Origin of the sequence: Micromonospora sp. NPDC002389, from assembly GCF_040296095.1 — a bacterium.
Lineage (GTDB): Bacteria > Actinomycetota > Actinomycetes > Mycobacteriales > Micromonosporaceae > Micromonospora.
In genome coordinates this window covers 79,344-91,799 of the sequence record NZ_JBEOWP010000009.1, presented here as the reverse complement: position 1 = coordinate 91,799, position 12,456 = coordinate 79,344, and the positions used below count along the sequence as shown (strand labels likewise).

The following is a 12,456-nucleotide window of genomic DNA, read 5'->3' as shown; positions in this document are numbered from 1 at the left end:
CACAGTGAGCAAGACGGTGGTCCACGTGCTTCGGCACGGCGAGGTGTACAACCCGGACGGCATCCTCTACGGCCGGCTGCCCGGGTTCCGCCTCAGTGAGCTGGGTGTCCAGATGGCCAAGGCCGCCGCGCAGGGGCTCGCCGAACGCGAGGTCGTGCACGTGGTGGCCAGCCCCCTGGAACGGGCCCAGCAGACCGCCGAACCGATCGCCGCCCAGTTCGGGCTCCCCGTCGGAGTCGACGAACGGCTCATCGAGAGCGCCAACTGGTTCGAGGGCAAGAAGGTCTCACCCGGTGACGGCTCCTTCCGTGACCCGCGCAACTGGTGGGTGCTGCGCGACCCGGTGACCCCCTCATGGGGGGAGGCGTACCGGGTGATCGCCGAGCGGATGTTCGCCGCGCTGCACGCCGCCCGGGTCGCCGCTGAGGGGCGGGAGGCCGTCCTGGTCTCGCACCAGCTCCCGATCTGGACGCTGCGTCGGCACGTCGAGCGCAAGCGGCTCTGGCACGACCCGCGACGTCGGCAGTGCGGGCTGGCCTCGCTGACCACGTTCCACTTCGACGGCGCCAAGATCGTCGGAATCGGCTACTCCGAGCCGGCCGCGCACCTGGTGGCGATCTCGCCGACCGCGCGGACGGCCAAGGGGGCCTGAGATGGGTGCCCGTAGGTGGGCCGTGGGCCTGCTCGCCGCCGTGACCGCCACGACGGTGCTGAGCGGCTGCACCGGCGGTGGCCGGGAGGCGGCCTGCGACAACACGGGCGGCATCGTGGAATGCGCCCCGGACCAACGTTCCGACGCGCCCCGTCTCGCCGGTGAGCTGCTCGACGGCGGTTCCTACGACGTGACGCAGCAACGGGGCCAGGTCGTCGTGGTCAACTTCTGGGGCTCCTGGTGCGCGCCGTGCCGGGCCGAGGCCGACGACCTGGAGAACACCTACCAGGCGACCAAGGACTCCGGGGTGACCTTCCTCGGCATCAACGTGCAGGACAGCCGGGACAAGGCGATCGCCTTCGAGGAGGGCTTCGGGATCAGTTACCCGAGCATCTTCGACCCGGGCAGCCGCCTCGCCCTCGATTTGGACATCCCGCCGAACACCATCCCCGCGACCGTGGTCCTGGACCGGGAGGGCCGGATCACGACCGTGATCCGGGCGGCGGTACGCCAGGAGGGCCTGCAACCCATCGTCGAGCGGATCGCCGCCGAGTCCGCTGCGGCGTCCGGCCCGCGCTGATGGGCGAGACGTTCGGTCAGCTCGCCGTCTCGGGGCCGCTGCTGCTGGCGATCGGCGCGGCGGCACTGGCCGGGCTGGTCAGCTTCCTCTCCCCGTGCGTCCTGCCCCTGATGCCGGGCTACCTGTCGTACGTGACCGGCCTGGCCGGCGCCGACCTGGAGGGCCGGGACGTAAGGAAGGGCCCCGTACTAACGCCTGGTGTAGAGGAGGGGTCCCCTCCTAACACCTCGGGCGGGGGTACGGCGCTGCGGGAGCGCACCCGGGTCAGCCCGGCGGTCAAGGGGCGCGTACTCGCCGGGACGCTGCTCTTCATCGCCGGCTTCACCGTGGTGTTCACCGCCACCGCGATCCTGTTCAGCAGCATCGGCCGGGTCTTCTTCGACTACGAGCGGGCGCTGGAGATCGTCGTCGGCGCGCTGATCGTGGTGCTCGGGCTGGGCTACCTCGGCGCGCTGCCCGGCTTCCAACGCGAGTTCCGGATCAACCGCCTGCCGAACGCCGGCCTGCTCGGCGCACCCGTCCTCGGCGCGGTGTTCGCCCTGAGCTGGGTCCCGTGCACCGGCCCGACGCTGGCTGCGGTGCTCGGCATGGCCACCACCAGCGGGCAGACCGACCGCGCGGTGGTGCTCGCGGTGGCGTACTGCCTCGGGCTGGGCATACCGTTCATCGTCTTCGGGCTCGGCTTCAACCGCCTGCTCGGGGTCTTCCGTACGATCCGTCGGCACAGCCGCTGGGTCACCCGGGTCGGCGGCGTCCTGCTGATCCTGATCGGGCTGGCCCTGCTCACCGGCGGGTGGACCAACGTCGTGATCTGGTTGCAGACCACCGTCGGGGTGGGCGATTTCGAGGTGAGCATCTGATGACCGCGGTGGACGACCGGCCGGCCGCCCCGGCCGAGTCACCCCGGCGCCGCCCCAACGCGCTGCTCGCCCTGCTGCGCAACTCGTGGCGGCAGCTCACCAGCATGCGTACCGCGCTGGTGCTGCTCTTCCTGCTCGCGGTCGCCGCCATTCCGGGTTCGGTGCTGCCGCAGCGCGGCGTCAACCCGGAGGACGTCCGGGACTTCTACACCGCGAACCCGCAGCTCGCCCCGGTGCTGGACCGGATCGGCGCGTTCGAGGCGTTCAGCTCGGTCTGGTTCTCGGCGATCTATCTGCTGCTGTTCACCTCGCTGATCGGGTGCATCACGCCCCGGCTGCGCGACCACGTCCGGGCGATGCGGGCCAGGCCGCCGGCCGTACCGAAGCGTCTGGAGCGGTTGCCCCAGCACGCGGTGGTGCCGGCACCCGCCGGTGGCGCGGCGGCGGTCGCCGAGACGCTGCGACGCCGTCGGTGGCGGGTGGCGGTACGCGGCGACGAGATCTCCGCCGAGAAGGGCTACCTCAAGGAGACCGGCAACCTGATCTTCCACTCCTCGATGGTGCTGCTGCTGGTCGGTGTCGCGCTCGGCTCCTGGTACGGCTGGCACGGCAACCGGCTGCTCGTCTCCGGCTCGGACGGCGTCTTCTGCAACACCCGCCAGCAGTACGCCGAGGCGAAACTCGGCCCACGCGTCGGCGACGACCTGCCCCGGTTCTGCATGCAGCTCGACGAGTTCGAGGCTGAGTTCCTGCCCAGCGGTCAGCCCTCGCACTTCAACGCCAAGGTCACGGTCGACGAGGACGGCGGCGCACCCCGGGCGGCCGAGTTCTCGGTCAACTCGCCGCTGCGCCTCGACGGCGCGAACGTCTATCTGCTGGGCCACGGCTACGCTCCGGTGATCCGCTACACCGACCGGTTCGGCGGCACGCAAACCAGCGTGGTGCCCTTCCTCACCACCGGCGACATGGGTCTGACCGGTGAGGGCCTGGCGGCCTTCCCGGACGCCAACGTCGACCCGGACACCGGAGAGCGGAACGCGAATCTCCAGATGGCCTTCTCCGGCCTGTACCTGCCGACCGCGCCGCAGGAGCCCCCGTTCACCCGCTCCGAGTACCCGACGGAGCAGAACCCGCTGCTCGGCCTGATCGCCTACCGGGGCAACCTGGGCCTCGACGGCGGCATCCCCGGCTCGGTCTACCAGCTCGACCAGCGGCAGATCCGCAACGGCCGGCTCACCGAGGTCGGCTCGAAGGAACTGCGCAAGGGCGAGAGCTGGACACTCGACGACGGCACCACGGTCGAGTTCGTGGGCACCGAGCGTTACATCGTGCTGTCCGTACGGCATGACCCGGGCACGATGTTGCTGCTGGTCAGCTCCGTCGGGCTGGTCCTCGGGCTGATGGGTTCGCTGTTCGTCCGGCGACGCCGGATCTTCGTCCGGGTGCTTCCGGCCGGTGCCGGGACCGCCGGGTCCGGGCCCGCCGGTGCTGTGCCCACCGGCGTCGGGCCCGCCGGGTCCGGGCCCCCCGACAGTGGATCTCCGACGGGCGGTAGTAGCTTGGTCGAGGTGGCTGGCCTGCCCCGGACCGAACATCCGGGGTTCGCCGCCGAGTTCAGCCAACTGGTCGCCGCGATCGGCGACGACCGGCGGACCGGCGAGGCCATCGACCCGGACGAGCGGGCCGGGGCGCGAGAAGGAGCCGAGTGATGTCCGCACTCTCCGACCAGGTGGTGTCGATCGCCACCCTGGTGTACCTGCTGGCGATGATCAGCCACGCGGTCGAGTACGCCCTCGGCAACTCGCGCGCCAAGGTGGCAGCGGTCCCTGCCCGCGAGCTGGTCGGCGCGACGGTCGGCGGCGGCTCCGGCGCGACGGGCGCAGCGGGCAGCGGCAGCGCGGCGGGGGCGGCCGAGGACGGCGGTTCGACGGGTACGGCCGGCGGTGTGGCCGGGGCCGGTGGCGGAGCAGCCGGCGGCGGTGTGGCACGTACCCCTGCCGAACGCACCGCGCGGCGGGCCGCACTCGCCGGGTGGATCGCGGTGGCCCTCACCGCCGTGGGCGCGGCCCTGCACCTGGTCGGGCTGGTCACCCGGGGCATCGCCGCCGAGCGGATGCCCTGGGGCAACATGTACGAGTTCGTTCTCACGGTCTCGTTCATCGGCGTCTCCGCCTGGCTGGTGGTGCTCTGGAAGGTGCCGTCGCTGCGCCGCCTCGGGCTGTTCCTGACCCTGGTCATGGTGCTGCTGGTGGCAACCGCCGAGCTGGTGCTCTACACCCCGATCGTGCCGCTGGTGCCGGCGCTCAACTCGTACTGGTTCATCGTGCACGTGTCGACCGTCGTCTTCGCCTCGGGACTGTTCCTGCTGGGCTCGGTGCCGGCCGCGACGTACCTGATGCGGGCCGGCTACGAACGCGGCAAGCGCAGCTTCCCGTACACGCTGGCGAAGAAGTTGCCGGCGGCGGCCAGCCTGGAGCGGCTCACCTTCGTGCTGCACGCCTTCGCGTTCCCGCTGTTCACCTTCGCGGTGATCGCCGGGGCGATCTGGGCCGAGGCGGCCTGGGGTCGGCCGTGGGGCTGGGACCCGAAGGAGACCTGGTCGTTCATCTCCTGGGTGATCTACGCCGGTTACCTGCACGCCCGCGCGACGCCGAGCGTGAAGCGCAACGTGGCCGCCTGGCTGGCCATCCTCGGCTTCCTGACGGTGCTGATGAACCTCTTCGGCGTGAACATCTTCTTCGAGGGCCTGCACTCCTACGGCGGTCTGTGAGGACAGAACCCAGGATGTAGAACGACAGTTCTTATAACTGTAGTTCTACATCTTGTGGGCCGCTCAGATCTCGAACGGCTGGTCCGGGCACGTGAGCTGCTGCGGGGGCGGCCCGGTCTCGATCTGGATCACACGCGGTTGTTGCTCGCCAGCGCTGCGGGGTTCACCGACGAGCTGCGGCAGCTAGCCGTCAGCCGACCGGACGTGGTCCTGGTCGATGCCGCCCGGCTCTACTCCGGCGAGTGAACCGGCTGCCGACCCTGGTCGGGCCGTAGTCACCAGTCCCTGCCGGGGCGGCTCAGAGTCTCGTCGACGCGCAACGTGATCTGGTAGGCGATCTCCGGCACGTCGGCCAGTTCGATGCGCTCGGCACGCATCGCCAACTGTGCGTGCAGCTCCCGGGCGACAGCGTCTCGCAGGCCAATGAGCAGCGGTGACAACCCGTCCGGGTCACCGACGACGTACGCGTCAGACATGCGCCAATCCTGCCGTCCCCGACGCCCGCCGACCCAGCACCCGTGAGATATCCCGCCGCTTGTCGCCTCAAACGTCGACGCGCTGTGGGCTCAACGGGCTGAGGTCTCGGGCGGACGGGGTGTGCGCGGGGCGGCCCAGCCGAGGAAGCGTTCGTGTAGCGACGCGGGCTTCGGCACGTTGTGTGGATCGAGTCGATACAGGTCGTCCACGGCGTCGTACAGCATCCCGGCCAGGTAGATCGACAGGGCGACGCGGCTCTCCCGGTAGTCGGCCAGCAGGGTGAGCCGGGCGGTCGCGCAGGGCCACGGCATACCGCAGGCCCGGCACAGCCAGAGCGGCCGGAGCGGTACGTGGACTTGCGGCACCGAACTCATCTGCGTCTCCCTTCACGGGTATCACGTGGGGCCGGCTGCCGCGTTCCGGCTTGCCGGCGGCGGAAGTGGGGCCGTCCGTCGCAGGGCGGAAGCGGGGCCGGTCCGTCACGGGTGGACGCGGGACCGCTCCGTCGTGGACGCGGGACCGTCCGTCGCTCTGCGGCTTGCCGGGGCGGACCCGGGGGTTCCGTCGCGGGTGGAAGCGGGGCCGTCCGTCGCCGACGTGCCGGACGGCCTCGCCTCGGTTCCGCCCGTCCTTTCGGGTCGGATCCGGACGGTTCCGATGGGGACAGTCTGGTGAGGAGGCGACTACTGTCGGAAGGCATCCGGTCGCCCTGTGCGTCGGGCGGGGTCGCCGGTGAGAGGCGTGAGGATCGCGGAACACGCTGGTGAGGAGGAGTGGGGATGGACGAGCGGTCACGCGTATTGATCGACGAGCTGCGGCACATGCGGGCGGCGCGGAAGATGACCCAGGAGGACCTGGCCCGGGCGATCAACTATTCGCCGTCGACGGTGGCCATGGTCGAGACGGAGGCGCGCAAACCGCCGCCGGACTTCTGGGAGTTGGCGGACACCGCCCTCGACACCGGCGGCGCGTTCGCCCGGATGCTGGTCCGGCTCGGGTCGCCGCAGTGGATGCGGGAGTGGGAGGCCAACGAGCGGCAGGCGACCGTGCTGCGCTCGTTCGAGAACACGGTGGTGCCGGGACTGTTGCAGACCTCGGCGTACGCCCGCGCGTTGTTCCGCAGCGTCGGCCTCTACGACGAGGAGGAGGTGGAGCAGCGGGCATCGGCCCGGCTGGAGCGGCAGGCGGTGCTGACCGGCGAGCGACCGCCGCAGCTCGTCGCAGTGCTGGACGAACACGTGCTGCGTCGCCCGGTCGGCGGCCCGCTGGTGATGCGGGAACAGTTGCGCCGGCTGGTCAAGCTGGCCACCGAACAGCCCCGGGTGCGGCTGCACGTGGTGCCCGCCTCGGTCGGCGCGTATCCAGGTGTCGCCGGGGCCTTCGTGCTGGCTACCCTTCCCGGTGGGGAGGACGTCGCCTACCTGGATGACCAACTCAAGGGTCAGGTCATCGACGACACCGAGGACGTGCTGGCGATCCGGGCGTCCTGGGAGGCGATACAGGGCGAGGCGCTGCCGCCCCGGCAGTCGATCGAGTTGTTGACGGAGGTGGCGGAGTCATGGCGGAGCTGACCGGTGCCCGGTGGCGCACCAGTACCCGGAGCAGCACCAACGGCGGCAACTGCGTCGAGGTGGCCGACAACCTGCCCGGCGTGGTCGCCGTACGCGACAGCAAGGACCGTGACGGCGACGTGCTGATCTTCGGCCCGGCCGCCTGGCGCGCGTTCGTGGCGCTGGCCCGCCGTCGCTGACCTGCCCGGCAGGCCGTCAGCGCATGCCCCAGGCCGCGAGGTGGTCAGGCTCGGAGGAAGGGCAGCAGCAGGGCGGTGAGTTCCGCCGACTGTTCCTCGAAGAGCCAGTGGCCGCTGTCCTCGACGACCTCGCCGGTCACCGAACTGGCGTACCGGTGGACCTGCTCGGCCACCTGGCGGCCGAGGCTCGCCTGCGCGCCGATGGCGAGCACCGGCATTGCCAGCATCGACTTCCGATATTCGGCGTTGTCCGCGATGTCCTGCCCGAACGCGCGGAAGCACTCGAAGCTCGCGCGTAGGTGGGCCGGGTCACGTAGGGGCCGGGCGTACTCCTCGACGTCCGTCGCGTCCAGGCTGCCCTTGCGCAGCATCAGCGAGTCGGTGAACCGGTCAACCCAGAGCGCCTCCCGGCCGGCGACGAGCTGTTCCGGTAGCCCGTTGGTGAGGCTGAAGAAGCCGAAGTTCCACACCCCCGGGCCGGCGGCGGTGAGCGCCGGGAAGGTGTAGATGCCCTCGTCGGGGATCGGTGCCTCGCTGAGTACCAGCCGCTGCACCCGGTCCGGGTGGGCCGCGGTGTACGCGTACGCGACCATGGTCCCGATGTCGTGGCCGACGAGCCGGAGGTCGCGGTTCAGGCCCAGGCTGGTGAGCAGCCCGTGCAGGTCACCGGCGAGGGTCTTCTTGTCGTACCCGCCCGGCGGGGCGTCGCTGCCGCCGAAGCCCCGTAGGTCCGGTGCAATCACCTCAAACGACCGCCCCAACTCCGGCAGTATGTGCCGCCACATGTACCAGGACTGCGGATACCCGTGCAGCAGCACCAGCGTGGGGCCGCTACCGCCTCGGATGTAGTTGACAGCGATGTCGCCGACCTTCGCCCGCTGCTCCGTGAACCCCGCCGGGACCCGTTCGTCAGCCATGATCGACTCCGCTCTCGTTGGGTGCTCGATTACCCGGCCGGCTCCTGTCCATGCCGCTGTGTGTAATGTCCGTGCCGCTCTGTGTTAGCAGGGGACCCGTGCTCTACCGGAGGCGTTAACAAGGGGCCCTTCCTTTCACATCACAGCACCCGGCGTGGGCACTTCGCAGGTGCGTAGGACAGACTTGCTGCATGGCGGCTCGTGGGTTCCCGTACACCGATCTGAAGGACTTCCTGGCGACGCTGGAGCGCGCGGGCGAGCTACGGCGCGTCGGCGTACCCATCGACCCGACGCTGGAGATCAGCGAGGTCGTCACGCGGACCGTGCGGGCGGACGGGCCGGCGTTGCTCTTCGAGCGGCCCACCCGGGGCGAGATGCCGGTGGCGATCAACCTCTTCGGCACCGAGAAGCGCACCGCGATGGCGCTCGGCGTCGAGTCGCTGGACGAGATCGGCAACCGGATCGGCGAGATGCTCAAGCCGGAGCTGCCGATGGGCTTCTCCGGCATGATGGGCGGCCTGGGCAAGGTGATGCAGCTCAAGTCGATGCCGCCCAAGAAGGTCAAGACCGCCCCGTGTCAGCAGGTGGTCTACCGGGGGGACGACGTCGACCTGAACCGGCTGCCGGGGCTCCAGGTGTGGCCGGGCGACGGCGGGATCTTCCACAACTTCGGGCTGACCCACACCAAGCACCCGGAGACCGGCAAGCGCAACCTCGGGCTGTACCGGCTCCAGCAGCACAGCCACAACACGGTGGGCATGCACTGGCAGATCCACAAGAACTCCACCGCGCACCACGCCGTCGCCGAGCGGCTCGGCCAGCGGCTGCCGGTCGCCATCGCCATCGGCTGCGACCCGGTGGTCAGCTACGCGTCCAGCGCGCCGCTCCCCGCCGACATCGACGAGTACCTGTTCGCCGGGTTCCTGCGCGGCGAGCGGGTGGAGATGGTCGACTGCCTGACCGTGCCGTTGCAGGTGCCGGCGCACGCCCAGGTGGTGCTGGAGGGTTACCTGGAGCCGGGCGAGCGCCTGCCGGAGGGGCCGTTCGGCGACCACACCGGCTTCTACACCCCGGTCGAGCCGTTCCCGGTGCTGCACGTCGAGGCGATGACCATGCAGCGTGACCCGGTCTACCACACGATCGTCACCTCGAAGCCGCCGCAGGAGGACCACGGTCTCGGCAAGGCGACCGAGCGGATCTTCGCGCCGCTGCTGCGCTTCCTCATCCCGGACATCGTCGACTACGACCTGCCGGCCGCCGGGGTCTTCCACAACTGCGCGATCGTGTCGATCCGCAAGCGGTACCCGAAGCACGCCCAGAAGGTGATGAACGCGATCTGGGGCGCGCACATGATGTCGCTGACCAAGCTGATCGTGATCGTGGACGAGGACTGCGACGTGCACGACTACCGCGAGGTCGCGTTCCGCGCCTTCGGCAACGTCGACTACGCCCGCGACCTGCTGCTCACCGAGGGGCCGGTGGACCACCTGGACCACTCCTCGTACCAGCAGTTCTGGGGTGGCAAGGCAGGCATCGACGCCACCCGCAAGCTGCCCACCGAGGGCTACACCCGGGGTTGGCCGGAGGAGATGACCATGTCGCCCGAGGTCGTCTCGCTGGTCGACAAGCGGTGGAAGGAGTACGGCATCTGATGGCGACCGCCGCCGTGGAGCCGGCCGAACATCCCGGGCGCGTGAAGTCCTTCCTCAAGCTCGTGGCGATCGAGCACTCGGTGTTCGCGTTGCCGTTCGCGTACCTGTCGGCGTTGACCGCGATGCAGGTCAACGGTGGGCGGGTGCGGTGGCTCGACCTGCTGCTGATCACCGTGGCGATGGTCGGGGCACGGACGTTCGCGATGGCCGCGAACCGCATCCTGGACCGCCGGATCGACGCGCGGAATCCGCGTACCGCCAACCGGGAGTTGGTCACCGGGGCGGTGAGTCTGCGGACGGCCTGGACCGGCGCGGGCGTCGCCCTGGTGGTCTTCCTGGCCGCCGCCGCCCTGCTCAACCCGCTCTGCCTGGTGCTCGCGCCGCTGGCCGTGGTGCCGCTGGTGGTCTACCCGTACGGCAAGCGGTTCACCAACTGGCCGCACGCCATCCTGGCGGTGGCCCAGGCGGTCGGCCCGATCGGCGCCTGGCTGGCGGTCACCGGCACCTTCGCCGGCTCCGGACCGGCCTGGCTGCTCGGCGCGGCCGTCGGCCTGTGGATCGGCGGCTTCGATCTGATCTACGCCTGCCAGGACGCCGAGGTGGACCGCGAGATCGGTGTGCACAGCGTGCCGTCGCGGTACGGCCTGCGCTTCGCGTTGCACGCCTCCACGGTCTCGCACGTGGTGACCTTCGCGCTCTTCGGATGGTTCGGCGTGCTGGTCGGCTTCGGCTGGCTCTGGTGGATCGGTCTGCTGCTCACCGCGGTCGCCTTCGGCTACCAGCACCTGGTGGTCACGCCGACCGACCTGAGCCGGGTCAACCGGGCCTTCTTCACCGCCAACGGTTTCGTCGGCATCGCCCTGTTCGCCTTCGCCGTGCTCGACCTGGTCGTCCGGCTCGGCCTGCGTCCCTGACCCTCGGCCGCGCGCCCTGCCGCCCTGTCGTGCGTGGGTGCCGGCTGGGTTCGGGTGGGGGCTTGGGGTGTTAGGAAGGGACCCTTTATCTACCGGAGGCGTTAGTAAGGGGCCCTTCCTTACCCGCGTAGCGGGCACTCTCCAGCGTCCAGTCGATGGTGCCGCGCACGGCCCGCGACACCCCGTCGAGATGGGCCGTGACGGCCTCGTCCAGCGCCGGACCGAACGACTGCACCCGCGACCGCTGGTCGACGAACTCGCGCATCGTGGTGTGCCAGCGCCGGGTCACCGACTCGATCGCGGCCTCCCGGGACAGCCGGTGTTCGGCGGCGGTCGCCAGCACCAGGTTGTGCCCACCAGCGGTGGCCTCGTCGCGCTCCAGCGAGGCCAGGTCGTTGTACCAGGAGAGCAGGTCGTTGCCGAGGTCCCGGAACCGGCTCAGCACCGGATGGTGGTAGACCGCGTCGGGTAGCGGCCGACCGGTGACGAACTCGACCAGCGGATACGACACGTACGCGGCCGAGGTGGCGCGGCGCAGCTCGACGTACTCGGCGACGCCGGGCCGGTGCCCGCCGGTCTTGTTGGCCGCCTCCTGCCAGGTCCCGTCGAGGTGGTGGGCGACCGCGTCGGCGAATCGTGCCCGCCAGGGGGCCGGCATCCGGCGGCGCGGCTCCCGCCAGGCGGTCACCAGCAAGCGGCGCATCGGCCCGGCCAGCCCGGTCTGCGGTGAGCGGGTCTGCCCGCGCAGCACCGCGAGTACGCCGTCGCGCAGCCCACGGATCTCGGCGAGAGTGAACCGGTCGGGCTTGTCACAGGCGTCGTCGACCAGGAAGAACCAGGTGAACAGCGCGGTGAGTACGCGCAGGTCGGGCTCGTCGGCGTCCGGATAGAGCCGGCCGGCGTAGCGGGCGAAGCGGGCCCCGGCCAACAGTCTGGCGGTTGTCGGGTCCACCGTCAGCCCGGTCTGCGGCAACCAGTGGATCAACCACTCCTGCACGTCGTCCGCGTACGGCGACAGCCGGGACGGGATCGGACAGGCGTCCCGCAGTGAGGGCAGGACGTCCTGACTCATCCCGATCCCTCCCCCTGAGGTGCCGTACCGCGTGCGGCACCAGGCAGCATGCCAGGTCGCGATGACCCCCGCACCCCGATCGGACATCGGTGGCGTAACGCCCCTCTACTGCCGGATCAGGGCAGGTCCCGGGGGTGCCGCAGCGGCGTCGACGGTGACCAGGCAGGCTTGAGGGATGCGTGAACCATGGGTGGTCGGCGTCTCCGGGGCCTCCGGCACGCCGTACGCGGCCGCAGTCGTCCGCGGGCTGCTCGACGCCGGGGAGTCGGTGGACCTGATCGTCTCCCGGGCCGCCCGACTGACCGTGCTGGACGAGACCGGCAGGTCGTTCCGGGACGCCCACTGGGCCGACGACCTGGGCGCCTGGCTCGGTCGCGAGCTGGACGGCGCCGACGTGCGGCACTGGCCGGCCGGTGACCTGGCGGCCGGGCCGAGCAGCGGCTCGTACCCGGTGCGTGGCATGGCGGTGGTGCCCGCCAGCACGGCAGCCTGCGCCGGCATCGCCATCGGGCTGTCCAAGGACCTGTTGCAGCGTGCCGCCGAGGTCAACCTCAAGGAGCGTCGACGGGTCGTGGTGGTGCCCCGGGAGACCCCGGTGACCCGTAGCCACCTGGAACACCTGATCGCGTTGCACGACGCCGGTGCGGTGGTGCTGCCGGCCAGCCCCGGCTTCTACGGCGCGGGAGCCGCCGCCTCGGCGGCCCAGCTCGTGGACTTCGTGGCCGGCAAGGTGCTCGACGCCCTCGGCGTACCGCACACCCTGTTCCGCAGGTGGGCGGGGAAGTTGAACGCGGACCGGACCTGACGACCGG

At 70.7% G+C, this 12,456-nt stretch carries 15 protein-coding genes; 11 read left to right on the top strand and 4 right to left on the bottom strand.

Annotated features, from left to right (window positions below):
- Positions 1 to 4 precede the first annotated feature (4 nt).
- From ABT008_RS18655 to ABT008_RS18630, 6 genes are read left to right on the top strand one after another with little or no spacing between them, the layout of a single operon-like run.
- Positions 5 to 652 (top strand): histidine phosphatase family protein, encoded by a 648-nt coding sequence (locus ABT008_RS18655; protein WP_131053678.1) that lies wholly within the window; start codon positions 5 to 7, stop codon positions 650 to 652.
- Position 653: 1 nt separating this feature from the next.
- Positions 654 to 1,232 (top strand): TlpA family protein disulfide reductase, encoded by a 579-nt coding sequence (locus tag ABT008_RS18650; RefSeq protein ID WP_350697475.1) that lies wholly within the window; start codon positions 654 to 656, stop codon positions 1,230 to 1,232.
- Positions 1,232 to 2,092, top strand: a complete 861-nt coding sequence (locus ABT008_RS18645) for a cytochrome c biogenesis CcdA family protein (protein WP_350697474.1) — start codon at positions 1,232 to 1,234, stop codon at positions 2,090 to 2,092. The genes ABT008_RS18650 and ABT008_RS18645 overlap by 1 nt, the downstream gene beginning before the upstream one ends.
- A complete protein-coding gene (locus ABT008_RS18640; protein ID WP_350697473.1) occupies positions 2,092 to 3,801 on the top strand; it encodes a cytochrome c biogenesis protein ResB in 1,710 nt (569 codons plus the stop codon). Before ABT008_RS18645 ends, ABT008_RS18640 begins: the two co-directional genes overlap by 1 nt.
- The gene (ccsB, locus tag ABT008_RS18635; RefSeq protein ID WP_350697472.1) at positions 3,801 to 4,862 is read left to right on the top strand and encodes a c-type cytochrome biogenesis protein CcsB; all 1,062 of its coding nucleotides are present in this window, start codon (positions 3,801 to 3,803) and stop codon (positions 4,860 to 4,862) included. The genes ABT008_RS18640 and ccsB overlap by 1 nt, the downstream gene beginning before the upstream one ends.
- A gap of 54 nt (positions 4,863 to 4,916) precedes the next feature.
- Entirely contained in the window at positions 4,917 to 5,108 is a 192-nt protein-coding gene (locus ABT008_RS18630) for a hypothetical protein (RefSeq protein WP_350697471.1), read from the top strand.
- A gap of 29 nt (positions 5,109 to 5,137) precedes the next feature.
- Here ABT008_RS18630 and ABT008_RS18625 read toward each other — a convergent pair whose 3' ends face one another.
- Together ABT008_RS18625 and ABT008_RS18620 are read right to left on the bottom strand one after the other, a co-directional pair.
- A complete protein-coding gene (locus ABT008_RS18625; RefSeq protein ID WP_350697470.1) occupies positions 5,138 to 5,338 on the bottom strand; it encodes a hypothetical protein in 201 nt (66 codons plus the stop codon).
- A 90-nt stretch (positions 5,339 to 5,428) separates the two neighbouring features.
- Positions 5,429 to 5,713, bottom strand: a complete 285-nt coding sequence (locus ABT008_RS18620; protein WP_350697469.1) for a hypothetical protein — start codon at positions 5,711 to 5,713, stop codon at positions 5,429 to 5,431.
- Between the two features lie 405 nt (positions 5,714 to 6,118).
- Between ABT008_RS18620 and ABT008_RS18615 the strand changes: the two genes are divergently transcribed.
- Together ABT008_RS18615 and ABT008_RS18610 are read left to right on the top strand one after the other, a co-directional pair.
- A complete protein-coding gene (locus tag ABT008_RS18615) occupies positions 6,119 to 6,910 on the top strand; it encodes a helix-turn-helix domain-containing protein (RefSeq protein WP_350697468.1) in 792 nt (263 codons plus the stop codon).
- Positions 6,898 to 7,089, top strand: a complete 192-nt coding sequence (locus ABT008_RS18610) for a DUF397 domain-containing protein (protein WP_350697467.1) — start codon at positions 6,898 to 6,900, stop codon at positions 7,087 to 7,089. The genes ABT008_RS18615 and ABT008_RS18610 overlap by 13 nt, the downstream gene beginning before the upstream one ends.
- A gap of 44 nt (positions 7,090 to 7,133) precedes the next feature.
- Here the strand turns inward: ABT008_RS18610 and ABT008_RS18605 are convergent, their stop codons facing one another.
- On the bottom strand, positions 7,134 to 8,006 hold the full coding sequence (locus ABT008_RS18605) for an alpha/beta fold hydrolase (RefSeq protein ID WP_350697466.1): 873 nt from the start codon (positions 8,004 to 8,006) through the stop codon (positions 7,134 to 7,136).
- A gap of 191 nt (positions 8,007 to 8,197) precedes the next feature.
- Here ABT008_RS18605 and ABT008_RS18600 point away from each other — a divergent pair, with 191 nt between their 5' ends.
- Together ABT008_RS18600 and mqnP are read left to right on the top strand one after the other, a co-directional pair.
- A complete protein-coding gene (locus ABT008_RS18600; protein WP_350697465.1) occupies positions 8,198 to 9,658 on the top strand; it encodes a menaquinone biosynthesis decarboxylase in 1,461 nt (486 codons plus the stop codon).
- Positions 9,658 to 10,572 (top strand): menaquinone biosynthesis prenyltransferase MqnP, encoded by a 915-nt coding sequence (gene mqnP / locus ABT008_RS18595; protein WP_350697464.1) that lies wholly within the window; start codon positions 9,658 to 9,660, stop codon positions 10,570 to 10,572. The genes ABT008_RS18600 and mqnP overlap by 1 nt, the downstream gene beginning before the upstream one ends.
- Before the next feature lie 85 nt (positions 10,573 to 10,657).
- On the opposite strand, the gene ABT008_RS18590 is transcribed toward mqnP, so the two are convergent.
- On the bottom strand, positions 10,658 to 11,644 hold the full coding sequence (locus ABT008_RS18590) for a terpene synthase family protein (protein ID WP_350697463.1): 987 nt from the start codon (positions 11,642 to 11,644) through the stop codon (positions 10,658 to 10,660).
- A 175-nt stretch (positions 11,645 to 11,819) separates the two neighbouring features.
- On the opposite strand from ABT008_RS18590, the gene ABT008_RS18585 reads away from it, so the two are divergent.
- On the top strand, positions 11,820 to 12,449 hold the full coding sequence (locus ABT008_RS18585; RefSeq protein WP_350697462.1) for a UbiX family flavin prenyltransferase: 630 nt from the start codon (positions 11,820 to 11,822) through the stop codon (positions 12,447 to 12,449).
- The last annotated feature ends 7 nt before the right edge of the window (positions 12,450 to 12,456 follow it).

Bases quoted from the DNA above. Each gene is read 5' to 3' on its own strand.
- ABT008_RS18650 (WP_350697475.1), top strand. From the start codon at position 654: ATGGGTGCCCGTAGGTGGGCCGTGGGCCTGCTCGCCGCCGTGACCGCC.
- ABT008_RS18645 (WP_350697474.1), top strand. From the start codon at position 1,232: ATGGGCGAGACGTTCGGTCAGCTCGCCGTCTCGGGGCCGCTGCTGCTG.
- ABT008_RS18640 (WP_350697473.1), top strand. From the start codon at position 2,092: ATGACCGCGGTGGACGACCGGCCGGCCGCCCCGGCCGAGTCACCCCGG.
- ccsB (WP_350697472.1), top strand. From the start codon at position 3,801: ATGTCCGCACTCTCCGACCAGGTGGTGTCGATCGCCACCCTGGTGTAC.
- ABT008_RS18625 (WP_350697470.1), bottom strand. From the start codon at position 5,338: ATGTCTGACGCGTACGTCGTCGGTGACCCGGACGGGTTGTCACCGCTG.
- ABT008_RS18620 (WP_350697469.1), bottom strand. From the start codon at position 5,713: ATGAGTTCGGTGCCGCAAGTCCACGTACCGCTCCGGCCGCTCTGGCTG.
- ABT008_RS18615 (WP_350697468.1), top strand. From the start codon at position 6,119: ATGGACGAGCGGTCACGCGTATTGATCGACGAGCTGCGGCACATGCGG.
- ABT008_RS18610 (WP_350697467.1), top strand. From the start codon at position 6,898: ATGGCGGAGCTGACCGGTGCCCGGTGGCGCACCAGTACCCGGAGCAGC.
- ABT008_RS18605 (WP_350697466.1), bottom strand. From the start codon at position 8,006: ATGGCTGACGAACGGGTCCCGGCGGGGTTCACGGAGCAGCGGGCGAAG.
- ABT008_RS18600 (WP_350697465.1), top strand. From the start codon at position 8,198: ATGGCGGCTCGTGGGTTCCCGTACACCGATCTGAAGGACTTCCTGGCG.
- mqnP (WP_350697464.1), top strand. From the start codon at position 9,658: ATGGCGACCGCCGCCGTGGAGCCGGCCGAACATCCCGGGCGCGTGAAG.
- ABT008_RS18590 (WP_350697463.1), bottom strand. From the start codon at position 11,644: ATGAGTCAGGACGTCCTGCCCTCACTGCGGGACGCCTGTCCGATCCCG.
- ABT008_RS18585 (WP_350697462.1), top strand. From the start codon at position 11,820: ATGCGTGAACCATGGGTGGTCGGCGTCTCCGGGGCCTCCGGCACGCCG.